We start from the raw sequence: 16,061 nt of genomic DNA on the forward strand, positions 1-16,061 counted from the left end.
ACGCGATCGCCGGCAGCGCGCGCGAGCACCAGCGCCCAGCCAACGGAGACACCCGCCCGATGCGTCATCTCGGCACCCTGCTTCTCGGAATCTGGCTCGTTCTGTACGGGCTGCAGGGACTGCTGGGCCTTCGGTTCCAGTATGATCACTTGGTTCTGAGCGCTCTCGCTCTGGTGGCGGGAGTACTGCTGATCCTGCGGCGCTGAACCCTATGCGTCTGACACCTGCCGAGTACCGGGATCTTCCGCACCGCCGGATCACCCTGCTGGGAATGTCGGGGGTCGGCAAGACACACCTGTCGAACATGCTCCGGCGCGAAGACTGGTTTCATTATTCCGGCGACTACCGGATCGGCACCCGTTACCTGAGCGAGCCGATCCTGGACAACATCAAGGCACAGGCGATGCAGGTTCCGTTTCTGCGCGACCTGCTGCGCGCCGACTCGATCCAGATCATCAACAACATCACCGTCGACAACCTGCATCCCGTGTCCAGTTTTCTGGGCAAGCTCGGCAACCCCGAACGCGGCGGGCTCTCGCTCACCGAGTTCAAGCGCCGCCAGGCCCTGCACCATGCCGCCGAGGTGCAGGCAATGCTGGACGTGCCGGACTTCATTCACAAGGCGCAGATTCTGTTCGACTATCCCCATTTCATCAACGATGCCGGCGGCTCGGTCAGCGAACTGGATGCGCCGGAGGTGCTCGAAACCCTGGCACAGCACACCCTGCTCCTGTACATCCGCGCCACAGACAAGAACCAGCGCGCGCTGATTGCGCGGGCCGAACGCGAACCCAAGCCGCTGTATTATCGTGAGGCCTTCCTCGACAAGCAGTTGACCCATTACATGTCCCAGCACGACCTCGACTACGTGGCCCAGATCGACCCCGACGATTTCGTCCGCTGGGTGTTTCCATACCTGTTCCAGTCCCGGCTGCCGCGCTACGAGGCGATTGCCCGGGACTACGGCTACACCGTACTGAGCAGCGAGGTCGCACAAGTCGGGTCGGCGTCCGACTTCGACGACCTGGTGCAGCTCGCGCTGGACCGCGGAGGGCGGATCTGATGCCGCTGGTTGCCCACTCCAACCTGCCGACCTTCGAACGCCTGCGCAAGGAAGGCGGTACCGTGTTACCCAACGACTACGCGCTGCACCAGGACATCCGCGCGCTGCACATCGGCCTGCTCAACATGATGCCCGATGCCGCGCTGGCCGCCACCGAACGCCAGTTCTTCCGCCTAGTCGGCGAGAGCAACCAGATCGCGCAGTTCTACATGCATCCCTTCACGCTGGCCGAACTGCCGCGTGGCCCGGGGGGGCAGGCCCATGTCGAGCGGTACTACGAAACGTTCGACACCATCCAGCGCGAGGGCCTCGATGCGCTGATCATCACCGGGGCGAACGTGAGTCAGCCCGACCTGGCGCTGGAGCCGTTCTGGGAACCGCTCGCAGAGGTGGTCGAATGGGCCTGGAAGAACGTCACCTCCACGCTGTGCTCGTGCCTAACCACCCATGCAGTGATGCAGTCGCGCTACGGAGAGCGCCGCCGGCACCGGGGCGCGAAGCTCTGGGGGGTGTTCGACCATCGGGTGGTCGACCGCACGCATCCGCTGGTGGCCGGCGTGAACACCCGCTTCGACGTGCCCCACTCGCGCTTCAACGACGTATCCCGCGAGCAGTTCGATCGCCACCGGTTGAAAGTGCTGGTCGAAAGCGAGCGAGCCGGCGTGCACCTCGCGGTGTCGGAGGACGGGTTCCGGCTGGTGTTCTTCCAGGGGCACCCGGAATACGACAGCATCAGCCTGCTGAAAGAGTACAAGCGCGAGGTACTGCGTTTCGTAAACGGCGAGCGCGAGGAATTCCCGCCGCTGCCCGAGCGCTACCTGTCACCGCAGGCCGCGGCGATCCTGGAGGAACACCGCGAACGCGTCGAGCAGGCCCGGCAACGGCGCGTGCCGGCACCCGAATTGCCAGAACCGCTGCTGGTGGGCCGACTCGACAACACCTGGCACGATAGCGCGCTCGCAGTGGTCAACAACTGGATCGGCAACGTCTACCAGTTTACGAACCACGACCGCCGCATTCCTTTCCGGCCCGGCGTCGACCCCAACGCGCCCCTGAACTGGAGCCGCTGAAGGGTTGAGGGCTGCGGCCCGCACCCGATCGGCTCCCGAGACACCGATGTCACGCGAACCTGCCTCCGACACGCCGATGACCGCGCTGTACGAGACCATCGCAGGCGATGAGGATGCCCGTGTCTGCAGCGACATCCCGGAAGAGGCGTGCAATGCCCAGCCGATCAACTTTTTCGTCCACCTGGTGTCCAATACGCTCAGCAAGGTCGGGGACGAGCTCGCCTCCGCACGCCTGGTGCTGGCGTGGATGCTGGGGGCGCTGGGTGCACCTGCAGCGTTCGCGGGCTTTCTGGTGCCGATCCGCGAGTCCGGATCGCTGATCCCGCAGCTGTTCGTTGCCGCGGCCATCCGGCGCCAGCCGGTGCGCAAGTGGTTCTGGGTGCTTGGCAGCGTCGGTCAGGGCCTGGCCGTTGCCCTGATGGCGGTCGTCGCGCTGACGCTGGAGGGTGCGGCCGCCGGCTGGGCCATCCTGGCGCTGCTAATCGTGTTCGCGCTGTCCCGGGGCGTGAACTCGGTGGCCTCCAAGGACGTGCTCGGGAAAACCATCGCGAAGCGGCGGCGTGGCACCGTGATGGGCTATGCGGCATCGGCAGCGGGCCTTGCGACGCTGGGCCTCGGCCTGTATCTGACCCTGGCGAATCTGGAGCATGCGGGAGTCGGGCTGTTTGCCGCGCTGCTCGCCGCCGCGGCCGGCGTGTGGTGGCTGTCGGCAGCGGTATTCGCCGGACTGCACGAACATCCGGGTGCCACCGAGGGTGGCGGCAACGCGGTCTCCGAGGCGATACGTTCGCTTGGCCTGCTCTGGAGGGATCGCGACTTCGGCCACTTCGTGCTGACCCGCGCGCTGCTGATGAGCACTGCGCTGGCCCTGCCTTTCTACGTACTGCTCGCCGAGGCGGCGACCTCGGGCAGCTTCGTGACCCTCGGCCTGCTGATCCTCGCGACCGGACTGGCCTCGGCGGTCAGCGCCCCGATCTGGGGTCGCGCGTCCGACCGCTCATCGCGCCAAGTGCTGATCGTGTCCGGCCTGATCGCCGGACTGCTCGGGATCGTGCTGGCCACCGCGAGCTGGAGCGGAATGGCGCCGGCGCTCGATGGCTGGGTCTTCGCGGTGTTCTTTTTCGTACTCGGTGTGAGTCACGCGGGGGTACGCCTGGGCCGCAAGACGTATCTGGTCGACATGGCCACCCAGCAGACCCGTGCCGCGTTCACTGCGGTCAGCAATACCGTAATCGGCGTGCTATTGCTGGTCGGCGGCCTGTTCGGGCTGCTGGCGCAACTGGCCGGCACCGAGTTTGCAATCCTGCTACTGGCCCTGTTCAGCCTTGCCGGCGCCGCAAGCGCCTGGCGCATGCGGGAGATCTGAACCCTTGGCACTGGTGACGCTCCGTGGCATCCGCCTGGCCTATGGCCTGGCAGCCCTGCTCGATGGCATCGATCTCGCCCTGAACCCGGGCGAGCGCGTCTGCATCGTCGGCCGCAATGGCGAGGGCAAGTCGACGCTGCTGAAGATCCTCGCTGGCCGGATCCACCCCGATTCCGGCGAGAGCACGCGCACCGACGGACTGGTAACCGCCTACCTGACCCAGGAGCTTCCCGAGGACGTTCACGGCAGCGTTTTCGACGTGGTCGCCGATGGATTGGGCGAGAATGGTCGCCTGCTCGAACGCTACCATCACCTCAGCCTGGAGGCCGCCCAGGGGGGCACGGCTGCCCTGGAGGCCATGGGCCGGGTGCAGGCGGAACTGGAAGCGATCGACGGCTGGGCGTTGCAAAACCGCGTAGAAACCACCCTGTCGCGCCTGGAGCTCCCGCCCGACCAGCCATTCGCCGAACTCTCCGGGGGCTTGCGGCGCAGGGTCTGGCTGGCGCGAGAACTGGTGCGGAATCCCGACCTGCTGCTGCTCGACGAACCGACCAACCACCTCGACATCGCCGCGATCGCCTGGCTCGAAAACATGCTCGCCGGCACCGCGATGACCATGGTGTTCATCACCCACGACCGCGGCTTCATGGAGCGGCTGGCTACCCGCATCGTGGAACTCGACCGCGGGCAGTTGTATGAACACCCGCCCAGCCTGGAGGCGCTGCGCCAGCGCCAGGCCGAAAGGCTCGAGACCGAGGTGCGGCAGAATGCCGAGTTCGACAAGAAGCTGGCGCAGGAAGAGGCCTGGATCCGCCAGGGCATCAAGGCCCGGCGCACCCGCAACGAGGGGCGTGTCCGGGCCCTCGAGCGGCTGCGCCAGCAGCGTGCCGAACGGCACGAACGTCAGGGCCAGGTCCGGCTGGCGCTGAAACCCGAGCAGCGCTCGGGCCGGCGCGTGATCGAGGCGGAGCGCGCCAGCTTCGGCTACGACGGGGTGCCGGTGATCCGCGGCCTCGACCTGCTGCTGCAGCGCGGCGACCGGCTCGGGATCGTCGGACCCAACGGGGCCGGCAAGACCACGCTGTTGCGCGGGCTCCTGGGTGCACTCGCCCCGATCTCCGGTAGCGTCACGCTCGGCACTCAGCTCGAAATCGCGTACTTCGACCAGACGCGGGCCCAACTCGACGAAGACGCGACCGTGCAGGACACGGTCGGCCAGGGCCGCGACCGGATTACGGTCAACGGCGTCACGCGCCACGTGCTCAGCTACCTGGAAGACTTTCTGTTCCCGCCGGCCCGTTCGCGCCAGCCGGTCTCGGCGCTCTCGGGCGGCGAGCGCAACCGCCTGCTGCTGGCCCAGCTGTTCCTGCGCCCGGCGAACCTGCTGGTGCTGGACGAGCCGACCAACGATCTGGATGTCGAAACCCTGGAACTCCTCGAGACGCTTCTGATCGAGTACACCGGCACGGTGATCGTGGTCAGCCACGACCGCGCATTCCTGGACAACGTGGTCACCAGCACGCTGGTGCTGGACGGCCAGGGTGGTTGCGAGGAATTCGTCGGCGGCTGGTCCGACCTGCCGGAACGCGTCACTGCCCCGTTGCTGGAGACGCGCATCCAGGCCAGCGGGCCAACGGTGGGCGCCCCCGCCCTGAGCACACCGCAAACCCCGGCACCGCCGGACCGGAGTCCGGCCCCGCCGAAGCCGGCTGCGCGCAAGCTTTCCTACCGGGATGCCCGGGAACTCGAGCAGTTGCCGGGCCGCATCGAACAACTCGAATCGGAGCGCGAAGCCCTCGCGGGGCAGCTCTCGGACCCCGAACTCTTCCGCAACGCCCCGGACCGCGTGCCGGAACTGCAGACGACACTGCAGCGACTGGAGGAGGAACTCGCTGCCGCCTACGCACGCTGGGAGGCGCTCGAGTCCGCCGATAGCTAGCTTTCATGGTGCCTGGCCACCTCCGCGGCGATCAAGGATGCGCAGACCCCATGGATCGCCTCGCAATCCATGAAAGCTTCGGCGGTCGCCCAATGGCGGAGCCAACAAAACAAACCCTTTCGCACACATCGTTGCGATGCGATCCCTATCAGGGTGGAAGAGACTGGGAACCGTCATCCGCCGCGCCCAAACCGGGGTTGTCGCGGGCGCCGCGAATGCCGGGCCGCGAATGGTGCTGCCATCTTCCGCCCTTCGCCTCCGCCGGGTCACGGGCGTTGTCGATGGCCCGGGTCTGGGATTCTGATCGTGGGTCGCCGTACCGCCAGCGTCGGCACACCCTGCGCGCTTCCGCCGTTGGGATCCGCAGGAACGCGAACGGCCGCCCCGGGCTCGGGATCCGCTTCCGACCGCCGGCACCACACCAGGCGCTCACGCAGCGCCGGCGGAAGGATCCGTCTCCAGAAGCCCTGCGACGGTGCCGCGCAGCATGCCGATCACGTCCCGGCGCCCCGAAGCACCCGCGAGCGCACAAAGCTCCGGCCAGCCGGCCAGTTCCAGCACCGCGGCGTCGAGCAGTGCCCGCTCCGGGGCGGGCAGAGCGGAAGTCCGCTCCGGGTCTGCATGCAGCCATCGTCGCAGCGCCGGAAGCGCGAGTTCGAACGGTCGGGAAAGACGGGCAAAGGCACGAACCGAGCGCCGATCGAGCGCCGTGCAGGCAACCCCGGCCGATGGCAGATCGGCTGCGACCGCCGTGGCGACCCCGGCTTCCAGGCCCCGCAGCGGGCCGGCCACCAAACCGGCCAGTCGCGGGCCGCCCGCGCGCGCAGCCACGCGAGATCGGCGGCGGCCTCCGAACTGGTGCCCCGAAACACGACCGCCGCGTGCAAGCCGCTGGTGGTCTCGCGCCGGAAACCGATGCGCAGGCATCGAAACCCCGCACCCGTCCAGAATTCGATCAAACCCGGTTCCGCGCCAAAGCTCGCGCCCACGACCGGAACGTCCCGCCGCCGGGCCCAGCCCAGGGTAGCGCGCAGCATCCGTCGGCCAAGCCTGCGACGCTGCCAGTGCGGGTCGACCGCGATGCGCAGCACCCGCAGCGCCGGACGCCGCGCCGCCGCCAGCGCTCCATGCTCGGCCAACACGCAGGGCAGGAATCGCCCGGGCGGCCGGCGCAGACCGGACCACACGGCGTCGGCTAAACCCGGTTCCAGACCGGGCTCGATCTGGGCGAGCACCACACCGACGATACCGACACCCCTGGTCTCGGCCAGCACGCCCACCTGCAGCTCCGGGGAATCCAGCCAGCGGCGCAGGTCCGACGGCCGCGTGCGGTAGTGGGCGTCGGAAAGCAGTCCGACCACCGCCCGCAGCCGCGACTCGTTCGCGGCGAGGCCTGCGCCCGAGACCCAGCGCATGCGCAACGGTGGCCTCCCAGGCGCGGTTGCGGGTGCCTTGGCCTCGGCGTCCAGCAGGAATAGCCGGTCGACCCAGTCTTCCAGGGGATCCCCGGGCGGCCAGCGCACCGGCCAGTCCAAGCGGAACTCGTGCAGCCGGTGGCCATCGTCGCGCAGCGTCTTCAGGAATCGATGCCGGAAACCCTGGCCACTGCCCTCGAACCCCGCCGTGGTGGTGGCGAACGCCACGCGTGGCGCCAGGCGCGCAAGGCGCCGCAGCAGATGCACCGGCAGCGCTGCGGCCTCATCCACTACCACCAGATCCGGGGCGAGCCCGCGCTCCAGCAGTGCGTCGGGCGCGATGTACAAAGCCGCGGCTCGGGTGCCGCCCCGGCACGGCGTACCCCCACCGCGCTCAACCTCGCCCAACAGCGGGCGGATCGCGTCCGGATTCGGAGCGGTCACCCGAACGTCCAGCGGAGTTCGGAGCAGCCAGTGGACGACCAGCGCTCCCAACAGCGTGGACTTACCGCGCCCGCGCGGTGCGGTGAGTATCGCGCAAGTCCGCGGGGGCCAGCTCGGGGCACACGCGAGCGCCCGGAACACGCGCCGCTGCCCCGCATTCAGCCGACGCTCCTCAGCTCGCGACGGGATCACCGGAACCGGCCACGTTCCGTCCTCCGCAACCCGCTCCACGATGTCCTCGGCCAGAAACCGGCGCAGGCGCCGCCCGAACGGCGTCGGCGCCGGTTCACCCGCAAGCAGCAGGAACACGCCCCCGCCGCGTAACAGACCCGCGGCAATGGCCAGCGCGTCCACCGGGGGTATCGCTCCTCCCTCGAACACCAGCGCGTCGAGTTCGCGGCCCAGCCAGTGGCCGGCCTGCGCCGGGCGCGTTCCTGGCAGCCCATCGGGAACCGAGGCCCCGAACCATCCCACGTCAGAGGACGAAGCCAGACGCCGTAACCACGCGGCGGCCCGGTTCCGCGCCCCGGGTCCATCGCGGACCATCACCAGGCGCCGCGGGATCCGGGATTGGGGGGTATCGGCGCACATCGTCGACCATGGTAACAGCCGGGCGCCGGAGCGAAGCGCGACGACCCATCGCCAAAGCAAAGCGACAGCAACGAAAAATAAGCAAGAGATTTATTGGCGTTCACGCGAAGTCCGGCGTATAGTCAGGCGCGTGAGAGGCCGACAAGCGACATATCGTGGTGGGATCTGTATCAGCAGTCGCTTCCGTTGAACGGTTGCCGCCGAGCCGCTCACTTTTGTTTCTCTCTAAGTAACGAGGTTTATGGTTGTGAATACTGGTGTCGTGAAGTGGTTCAACGAAAGCAAGGGTTTCGGGTTCATCACTCCTGATGATGGCGGCAAGGACGTCTTTGTCCACTTCTCCGCAATCGATGGAAGCGGGTTCAAGACCCTGGCCGAAGGTCAGAAGGTGTCTTTCGAAATTCAGCAGACCCCGAAGGGCCTGGCCGCCGGCGCGGTGAAGGCGATCTGACGGTACTGCAGGATCCGGGGCAACCCCGGATCCATCGAGCCGCCTCGGCAGGGGCGGCTTTTTTTTTGCCCGGGGCAAGATCGGAACCGGAAACCACGGGCAAACCGGCAGCACGGGAACTCCCATGCTGCCGGGTGACCCAGGCCCGCTGGTGCGGGCTCGGCTACAGGCTGTAATACATATCGAACTCGACCGGGTGGGTCGTCATGCGCAGGCGCGTGACTTCTTCCATCTTCAGCTCGATGTAGGCATCGATCATGTCGTCGGTGAACACGCCGCCCGCGGTCAGGAACGCGCGATCCTTATCGAGTTCGTCGAGCGCGTTGTCCAGCGCATTGCTGACCTGCGGGATGTTCTTCTCTTCCTCCGGCGGCAGGTCGTACAGGTTCTTGTCCATCGCGTCCCCGGGATGGATCTTGTTCTGGATCCCGTCGATGCCGGCCATCAGCATGGCGGCGAAGGCCAGGTACGGGTTGGCGGTGGAATCCGGGAACCGGACCTCGATGCGCCGTGCCTTCGGGCTCATCACGAACGGGATGCGAATCGACGCGGAACGGTTGCGCGCCGAGTAGGCAAGCATCACCGGCGCCTCGAAGCCGGGCACCAGCCGCTTGTAGCTGTTGGTCGAGGGGTTCGTGAACGCGTTCAGCGCCCGCGCGTGCTTGATGATCCCGCCGATATAGTAGAGGGCCGTCTCCGACAGTCCGCCATAGAGGTCGCCGCTGAAGAGATTCACGCCGTCCTTCGACAGGGACATGTGCACATGCATCCCGGACCCGTTGTCACCGACGATCGGCTTGGGCATGAAGGTCGCCGTCTTGCCGTGGGCGTGGGCCACGTTCTGGACGACATACTTCAGGATCTGGACCTCGTCGGCCTTGCGCGTCAGCATCGCGGCACCGACACCGATCTCGCACTGCCCCGCGGTCGCGACCTCGTGGTGGTGCACCTCGGTGTGCAGCCCCATCTCGTCGAGCACGTCGCACATCGTCGAACGGATGTCGTGCAGGCTGTCGACCGGCGGCACCGGGAAATAGCCGCCCTTGACCGTTGGCCGGTGGCCGATGTTGCCGTCCTCGTAGACGCGCTCGGAGTTCCAGGAAGCCTCGCTCGAATCGACCCTGCAGTAGGAACCCGAGAGGGAGGCACCCCATTTCACGTCGTCGAACACGAAGAACTCGTTCTCCGGCCCGAACAGCGCCGTGTCGGCAATACCGGTCGAGGCCAGGTAGGCCTCGGCACGCTTGCCCAGGGAGCGCGGGCAGCGATCGTAGCCCTGCATGGTCGCCGGCTCGACCACGTCGCAGCGCAGGTTCAGCGTCAGATCCTCGAAGAACGGATCCAGCACCGCCGACTCCGGATCGGGCATCAGGATCATGTCGGACTCGTTGATGCCCTTCCAGCCGGCAATCGAGGATCCGTCGAACATCTTGCCATCCTCGAAGGTATCCTCTTCGATCTCGTGGGCCGGGACAGTCACATGCTGCTCCTTGCCCTTGCTGTCGGTAAAGCGGAAGTCGATGAACTTCACTTCCTTGTCCTGGATGGTTTTCAGCACATCGGCTGCGGACATGAGAGTCTCCTTTCGTTTGGCTTGAGCGTGATGTATGGACGCAGCCCTCCGGCGCGGGGCACAGGTACGGGCGATCCGTTACGGCCGAATCCAAAAGCACGGTTTGTGCCAGCCATGGTTTGGCGCCCGGATTGCCCATGATGACACCCTTGCCCGTCCTACGCACCAGACTGGAACAGCGAAGGCACCACCATGGTGCAACCGGCGCTCAGGAGCGCCCATCCCTGGTGCGCGCCCGGTACAGGATCAATACCTCGCCGAGCTGATCCTTGAAATCCGCCCCCTGCCGCAGGCGCTCGGCCAGTTGCACCGCGCGCCGGTTCAGTTGCGCGCCGGCATCCTCGTCGTCGAGCCGCAGGGTCACGGTCACGTGCACGCGGCCGCCCAGGTAGTGCAGCCCCACCTGCTCGACCGATGCGAGCTCGGGCTCGCCTTCCCAGGCGCCCCGGAGGCATTCGGTGATCTCCGGGCGCAGTGGCAGACCGACCGACCGCACCTGCTCCTCGTCGTTCTCCGGATCGACATGGACGGTCACATCGCGCAGCGCGGGGAAGCTCGCCCGAACCGACCGGTATACCTCATCCGCGATCTGGTGACCCTCGGAGACCGAGATCCGGGGCGCCACCTGGATGTGCACGTCGGCCGCCGCCTCGTTGCCCAGCTTCCGGGTGCGCAGCATGTGCGCGCTCTTCACGCCCGGCACACAGGCGATCGCATCCCGTATCGTTGCCACCTGTTCCGGCTCCAGCGCGGTATCGATCAGCTCCGCGGCGCTCTTGAACACCAGGCGCCAGGCCATGTGCAGAATGAACACTGCCACCACCAGCGCGGCGACCGCATCCAGCCAGGGCCAGCCGGCCACCGCTCCGCCAATGCCCACCAGCACCACCAGCGACGAGATCGCGTCACTGCGGTGGTGCCAGGCGTTCGCGTGCAGCAATGGAGACCCGATGCGCCGCGCGACCCGTACCGTGTACTGGTACAGACCCTCCTTCGCGACCAGGGTCAGCACTGCAAAGGCCAGCGCCGCCGGAGCGGGGCCGCTCACCATCTCCCAGGCCAGCAGACGCTGCACTGCGGCCCAGCCGATGCCCAGGGCGGCAACGGCCAGCATCACACCGACGACGACGGTCGCCAGCGTCTCGATGCGCCCGTGGCCATAGGGATGATCCCGGTCGGGCGACGCCGACGCCTTGCGCGCTGCGACCAGTACCACGCCATCGCTGACCAGATCCGAGAGCGTGTGCACGCCATCCGCGATCAGCGCCTGCGACTGGAACAGCCAGCCGGCGACGATCTGGGTTACCGCCAGCGCCGAATTCACCATTGCGGCGACAAGGGTCGCGAAGCGCGTGGCGCGGTAACGCTGCGCGCGCGACGGTAGCGGAGCGCTTGTCGAATCCGGGGTCACCGGCTATCCTGATGGGTAATAATAATTCTCATTTGCACTCGCGTTCGAAACCGACCGAGCAGGGAGGGGTCCATGCTTGTACTGCAAGCATCATTGGAACATGCCAGCCGTGTGCTGCGTATTTTCGACAACGTCTCCGGACATATCGTAGCCGAGTGGCGCGGCGACGCAGCACGGCGGGTGCTCCAGTCGGCACGGCTCACGCCACCGGATCTGCAGCAGGCTCCGGACAGCGCCGCGGCGGAACGCGCGGTGCGCGCGCTGCTGTTCGAAGCACTGGTTGCCCAGGTACTGGAACCGGTGCACGCAACCCGACGATCCGCGCGGGTCATCCCCTTCCGACCGCATGACGGCAAGCCACCCGGGTCCCGCCCGCAGCGCGGCGGCGCCTCCGGATAGCCCCGGATCGTCCGACCCCGGAACCAACCCGCTGCCGCGCCGCGGAGAATCCGTTCCAGGCGGAACTGCACCGACCCCAAGCGGCCGACCTCGGTCGGGGATACCGGGGGCCAGGCAGGCACGGCCAATCACGGGAAACCCATCACTGGACGATCCGTTTTCGGGTCCAGCCCAAAATAGTCCGCGCGTCCGGCCGAGCGATTGCTCCCGGAGCGCGTGGGTGCCTCGTGGAGCCCGTGTGCGCGGCCCACGGGCCAGAATACCGGCGGATTGCCGGCCCGCCGCTGGCAGGCGCCCCCGGCGGGCCGGTATACTCCAGCGTTTTCCTTGCGATTCAGGCACATCATGCACCCCACCACGGTCACCTTTCAGGATCTGATCCGGCAGCTTCAGGAATACTGGGCCCGGCACGGTTGCGTGCTGCTGCAGCCCTATGACATGGAGGTCGGCGCCGGCACGTTCCACCCGGCGACCTTCCTGCGCTCGATCGGACCGGAACCCTGGCGTGCGGCGTATGTACAGCCTTCGCGGCGCCCGACCGACGGGCGCTACGGCGAGAACCCGAACCGATTGCAGCACTACTACCAGTTCCAGGTATTGCTGAAGCCATCGCCGCCCGATATCCAGGATCTCTACCTGGGATCGCTGCGCCATCTCGGCTTCGACCCCACCGTGCACGACATCCGGTTCGTCGAGGACAACTGGGAGTCGCCGACGCTGGGGGCCTGGGGCCTCGGCTGGGAGGTGTGGCTGAACGGCATGGAGGTGACCCAGTTCACCTACTTCCAGCAGGTGGGCGGCCTCGACTGCCGGCCCGTATCCGGCGAAATCACCTACGGCCTGGAACGGCTGGCGATGTACCTGCAGGGGGTCGAGAGCGTGTTCGACCTAGTCTGGACCGAGGCACCCGACGGCACCGTCGTGACCTACGGCGACGTATACCACCAGAACGAGATCGAACAGTCGGTCTACAACTTCGAACAGGCGGACCGCGAACACCTGTTCGCCGCGTTCGACACGCACGCCACCGAGAGCGAACGCCTGATCGCGCTGGGTCTGCCGCTGCCGGCCTACGAGCAGGTACTGCGCGCGTCGCACAGCTTCAACCTGCTCGACGCCCGCGGCGCGATCTCGGTCACCGAACGCCAGCGCTTCATCCTGCGTGTGCGCGAACTCGCTCGCGCGGTGGCCGCCGCCTACTACGAAAGCCGCGAGAAGCTCGGCTTCCCGCTGCTTACACACGCCTCGCAGGCGGCCTGAGACCGCAGCCCCGACCGCATTACCCACCGAACGCTATCGCCCGGCAAGGGCCTGACGGACATCGCCATGGAAGATCTTCATCCTCTCCTGTTCGAACTCGGCATGGAGGAACTGCCGCCGAAGGCGCTGCCTGCGCTGCGCGATGCTTTGCGCGACGAATGCCTGCAGCGCCTGCGCGCAGCCGGTATCGCGCCTGCCTCGGTCACCGCCTTCGCCACCCCGCGGCGCCTGGCGCTGCTGTTCGACGGAATCCCGACACGCCAGCCCGACCAGATCCAGGAACGCCGCGGCCCGGCGGTCAGCGCCGCGTTCGACGCTGACGGGACTCCGACCCGTGCGGCCGAGGGATTCGCGCGCTCCTGCGGGGTCGAGGTGGAAGCGCTCGAGCGCGAGAACACCGACAAGGGCGAATACCTGGTCTACCGGGAAGCCCGGCCGGGCGCGTCGCTGGAGAACCTGCTCCCCGGCATCCTCGCGGCCGGCCTAGCCGCACTCCCCACCCCGAAGCGGATGCGCTGGGGCTCCAGCGACGTGGAGTTCGTGCGCCCGGTCCACTGGCTGGTGCTGCTGCACGGCGAGCGGCTGGTCGAGATCGAGCTGCTGGGCCTGCGCAGCGGTCGCAGTACCCGTGGGCATCGCTTTCACAGCTCGCATGAACTGGAACTCGCGCATGCCGGCGACTATGCCCGGGTGCTGGAGCACGACGGCATGGTGCTCGCCTCGTTCGACGATCGCCGCGCGGCGATCGCGGCACAGATCCAGGCCGAGGCCGAAGCGGCCGGTGGCCAGGCGCTGATCGACCCAACCCTGCTCGACGAGGTCACGGCACTGGTGGAATGGCCGGTCGCGCTGACCGGCGGCTTCGACGAGCGCTTCCTCGATGTGCCGCAGGAGGCGCTGATCTCGACGATGCAGGACAACCAGAAATACTTCCCGCTGGTAGATGCCGCCGGGAAGATGCTGCCGCAGTTCGTGGTGATCAGCAATATCCGCTCGCGCTACCCCGAGGCCGTGCGCGGCGGCAACGAGCGCGTGCTGCGCCCGCGCTTCGCCGACGCCGAGTTCTTCTGGGAGCAGGACCGCCGGGAAACGCTGGAGAGCCGTCAGCCCTGGCTGGAAACCGTCGTGTTTGAGCGCCGGCTCGGCACGCTGGCCGACAAGTCCCGGCGCGTGGCGCGACTGATGGAGGGACTGGCCGGGCCAATGGGGCTGGACCCGGCGCTGGCACGCCGCGCGGCCCTGCTGTCCAAGTGCGACCTGGGCACGCGCATGGTCTTCGAATTCCCGGAACTGCAGGGGACGATGGGCCGCTATTACGCGCAGCATGACCGCGAGCCCGAGGCACTGGCGCAGGCGCTGGAACAGCATTACTGGCCGCGCCAGGCCGGTGGCGATCTGCCGGAGGGTCCACTCGCCCAGGCGCTGGCACTCGCCGACCGGCTCGACACGTTGGTCGGCATCTTCGCGATCGGCAAGGAACCGACCGGCGCCCGGGATCCCTTCGCGCTGCGCCGCGCCGCCCTGGGGCTGCTCCGAATCCTGATCGAGCGCGAGCAACCGCTGGCCCTGACGCCGCTGCTGCAGGCCGCGGCCTCGGGCGTGTCGGACCGGGTCGCGGAGGCGCCGGAAGCCGTGGCCCGGGTCCGCGCCTATGTGCTGGAACGACTGCGCGGCTACCTGCTGGAGCAGGGCATGGCCGCGGAGGTCTTCGAGGCGGTCGCTGCGCTCGAGCCCGACGTGCCGCTGGACTTCGTACGCCGGGCCCGGGCCGTGCAGCAGTTCCGCAGCCGCCCGGAATCCGAAGCTCTCGCGGCGGCGAACAAGCGTACCCATAACCTGCTGCGCAAAGCCGGCGACGAAGGCAGCGGCGACATCGACGAGTCCCTGCTCCAGACCCCGGCCGAGCAGCTGCTGCTGGAGGCGCTGCGTGCAGTCGAGCCGCGCGTGGCTGCCGCGGTCGACCAGGGCGACTACGTGGCGGCGATGTCGGAACTCGCCGGGCTGCGTGCACCGGTGGACGCCTTCTTCACCGACGTGCTGGTGATGGTCGACGACCCGCCGCTGCGCGCGAACCGGCTGGCGCTGCTGCGACAGCTCGCCGCGCGGTTCGACTCGGTCGCCGACATTTCGCGGCTCGCGACCGGGTGAACACCATGGCCCCAACTGGGCGGCGCGGTTGCGCAGCGACCCCGTGGACGCGCTGCCGCTGGCCCGACACGGAGCTGCAGCAGAATGGGCCCGGCACCGAGGCCACCGCCCGCCACCGACGGTTCCGGAAAGATCGCTGATGCTGCCGAGGCTCCGCGCCATCGCGTTCTGGGTCGGGTTCGCCGGCTCGACAATCGTCTTCGGGTTGCTGGTCGCGCCGTTGGCGCTGCCGTTCGGATGGCATGGTCGCTACCGGGCGCTGTCCCAGTGGACCCGGTTCAATGTCTGGTGGCTCGGCGTGACCTGCGGCCTGCGCCATCGGGTCTACGGTGCCGCGAACCTGCTGCAGCCGACGCCCGCGATCGTGATGGCCAAGCACCAGTCGGCCTGGGAGACGATCGCCCTGCAGCAGATTCTGCCACCGCAGGTCTGGGTGCTGAAACGGGAACTGATGCGCATCCCTTTCTTCGGCTGGGCGATCGGCATGGTCGACCCGGTCCCGGTGGACCGCAAGGCGGGACGCCGTGCGCTCGATGCGCTGGTCGAGGCCGGGACCGATCGCCTTCGGCGCGGGCTGTGGGTGGTCCTTTTTCCAGAGGGGACGCGGGTGGCGCCTGGAGAGCGCGGCCGCTACCGCATCGGCGGCGCGGTATTGGCGGCGCGCAGTGGCTACCCGGTGATCCCGATCGCGCACAACAGCGGCAGCTTCTGGCCCCGGCGCAGCCTGGTGAAACACCCGGGGGTGATCGACGTGGTGGTCGGACCACCGATCGCGAGCGAGGGACGCGAACCGGAAGCGATCCTGGCCAAGGTCGAAAACTGGATCGAGTCCGAGGTTGCGCGCCTGGAGCGCAGGGCGTGACTTTCCCCCTCCCCAGCCCCTCTCCCGCGACTGGCAGGGGCTTTTCTGCCTGTTGCGCGAGGGGCGTGG

General features: G+C 67.8%; 13 protein-coding genes. 10 read left to right on the forward strand and 3 right to left on the reverse strand.

Annotation, left to right across the window (positions count from 1 at the left end):
- Positions 1 to 59 precede the first annotated feature (59 nt).
- The 5 genes from TVNIR_RS20080 to TVNIR_RS17230 are packed head-to-tail and all read left to right on the forward strand — an operon-like array spanning position 60 to position 5,438.
- Positions 60 to 206 (forward strand): hypothetical protein, encoded by a 147-nt coding sequence (locus tag TVNIR_RS20080; protein ID WP_015260354.1) that lies wholly within the window; start codon positions 60 to 62, stop codon positions 204 to 206.
- Between the two features lie 5 nt (positions 207 to 211).
- Positions 212 to 1,063, forward strand: coding sequence for a hypothetical protein (locus TVNIR_RS17215; protein ID WP_015260355.1), 852 nt, complete (start codon positions 212 to 214; stop codon positions 1,061 to 1,063).
- Positions 1,063 to 2,133 (forward strand): homoserine O-succinyltransferase MetA, encoded by a 1,071-nt coding sequence (gene metA / locus TVNIR_RS17220; RefSeq protein ID WP_015260356.1) that lies wholly within the window; start codon positions 1,063 to 1,065, stop codon positions 2,131 to 2,133. Before TVNIR_RS17215 ends, metA begins: the two co-directional genes overlap by 1 nt.
- A gap of 46 nt (positions 2,134 to 2,179) precedes the next feature.
- Positions 2,180 to 3,499 (forward strand): MFS transporter, encoded by a 1,320-nt coding sequence (locus tag TVNIR_RS17225; RefSeq protein ID WP_015260357.1) that lies wholly within the window; start codon positions 2,180 to 2,182, stop codon positions 3,497 to 3,499.
- A 4-nt stretch (positions 3,500 to 3,503) separates the two neighbouring features.
- Positions 3,504 to 5,438 carry an ATP-binding cassette domain-containing protein gene (locus tag TVNIR_RS17230; RefSeq protein ID WP_015260358.1) on the forward strand — a complete coding sequence of 645 codons (1,935 nt, stop codon included), beginning with the start codon at positions 3,504 to 3,506 and terminating at the stop codon, positions 5,436 to 5,438.
- Between the two features lie 494 nt (positions 5,439 to 5,932).
- On the opposite strand, the gene TVNIR_RS17235 is transcribed toward TVNIR_RS17230, so the two are convergent.
- Positions 5,933 to 7,888: a GNAT family N-acetyltransferase gene (locus TVNIR_RS17235; protein ID WP_471545567.1), complete on the reverse strand. Its 1,956-nt coding sequence runs from the start codon at positions 7,886 to 7,888 to the stop codon at positions 5,933 to 5,935.
- Between the two features lie 247 nt (positions 7,889 to 8,135).
- Here TVNIR_RS17235 and TVNIR_RS17240 point away from each other — a divergent pair, with 247 nt between their 5' ends.
- The gene (locus tag TVNIR_RS17240; protein WP_006746338.1) at positions 8,136 to 8,339 is read left to right on the forward strand and encodes a cold-shock protein; all 204 of its coding nucleotides are present in this window, start codon (positions 8,136 to 8,138) and stop codon (positions 8,337 to 8,339) included.
- A gap of 163 nt (positions 8,340 to 8,502) precedes the next feature.
- On the opposite strand, the gene glnA is transcribed toward TVNIR_RS17240, so the two are convergent.
- Positions 8,503 to 9,912, reverse strand: coding sequence for a glutamate--ammonia ligase (glnA, locus tag TVNIR_RS17245; protein WP_015260361.1), 1,410 nt, complete (start codon positions 9,910 to 9,912; stop codon positions 8,503 to 8,505).
- Between the two features lie 208 nt (positions 9,913 to 10,120).
- A complete protein-coding gene (locus TVNIR_RS17250) occupies positions 10,121 to 11,323 on the reverse strand; it encodes a cation diffusion facilitator family transporter (protein ID WP_015260363.1) in 1,203 nt (400 codons plus the stop codon).
- Between the two features lie 72 nt (positions 11,324 to 11,395).
- Here TVNIR_RS17250 and TVNIR_RS17255 point away from each other — a divergent pair, with 72 nt between their 5' ends.
- From TVNIR_RS17255 to TVNIR_RS17275, 4 genes are all read left to right on the forward strand, one after another.
- Positions 11,396 to 11,722: a hypothetical protein gene (locus TVNIR_RS17255; RefSeq protein WP_043739901.1), complete on the forward strand. Its 327-nt coding sequence runs from the start codon at positions 11,396 to 11,398 to the stop codon at positions 11,720 to 11,722.
- A 345-nt stretch (positions 11,723 to 12,067) separates the two neighbouring features.
- A complete protein-coding gene (gene glyQ / locus TVNIR_RS17265) occupies positions 12,068 to 12,982 on the forward strand; it encodes a glycine--tRNA ligase subunit alpha (RefSeq protein WP_015260365.1) in 915 nt (304 codons plus the stop codon).
- 66 nt (positions 12,983 to 13,048) lie between these two features.
- Positions 13,049 to 15,130, forward strand: a complete 2,082-nt coding sequence (gene glyS, locus TVNIR_RS17270) for a glycine--tRNA ligase subunit beta (protein ID WP_015260366.1) — start codon at positions 13,049 to 13,051, stop codon at positions 15,128 to 15,130.
- Between the two features lie 139 nt (positions 15,131 to 15,269).
- A complete protein-coding gene (locus TVNIR_RS17275; RefSeq protein ID WP_043739904.1) occupies positions 15,270 to 15,992 on the forward strand; it encodes a lysophospholipid acyltransferase family protein in 723 nt (240 codons plus the stop codon).
- Positions 15,993 to 16,061 lie beyond the last annotated feature (69 nt).

The organism is Thioalkalivibrio nitratireducens DSM 14787 (assembly GCF_000321415.2).
Classification (GTDB): Bacteria; Pseudomonadota; Gammaproteobacteria; order Ectothiorhodospirales; family Ectothiorhodospiraceae; genus Thioalkalivibrio; species Thioalkalivibrio nitratireducens.

Excerpts from the sequence above, each read along its gene's own strand:
- TVNIR_RS17275 (WP_043739904.1), top strand. The coding sequence starts at position 15,270 with ATGCTGCCGAGGCTCCGCGCCATCGCGTTCTGGGTCGGGTTCGCCGGC.
- TVNIR_RS20080 (WP_015260354.1), top strand. The coding sequence starts at position 60 with ATGCGTCATCTCGGCACCCTGCTTCTCGGAATCTGGCTCGTTCTGTAC.
- TVNIR_RS17235 (WP_471545567.1), bottom strand. The coding sequence starts at position 7,888 with ATGTGCGCCGATACCCCCCAATCCCGGATCCCGCGGCGCCTGGTGATG.
- glyQ (WP_015260365.1), top strand. The coding sequence starts at position 12,068 with ATGCACCCCACCACGGTCACCTTTCAGGATCTGATCCGGCAGCTTCAG.
- TVNIR_RS17215 (WP_015260355.1), top strand. The coding sequence starts at position 212 with ATGCGTCTGACACCTGCCGAGTACCGGGATCTTCCGCACCGCCGGATC.
- metA (WP_015260356.1), top strand. The coding sequence starts at position 1,063 with ATGCCGCTGGTTGCCCACTCCAACCTGCCGACCTTCGAACGCCTGCGC.
- TVNIR_RS17225 (WP_015260357.1), top strand. The coding sequence starts at position 2,180 with ATGTCACGCGAACCTGCCTCCGACACGCCGATGACCGCGCTGTACGAG.
- glyS (WP_015260366.1), top strand. The coding sequence starts at position 13,049 with ATGGAAGATCTTCATCCTCTCCTGTTCGAACTCGGCATGGAGGAACTG.
- TVNIR_RS17255 (WP_043739901.1), top strand. The coding sequence starts at position 11,396 with ATGCTTGTACTGCAAGCATCATTGGAACATGCCAGCCGTGTGCTGCGT.
- glnA (WP_015260361.1), bottom strand. The coding sequence starts at position 9,912 with ATGTCCGCAGCCGATGTGCTGAAAACCATCCAGGACAAGGAAGTGAAG.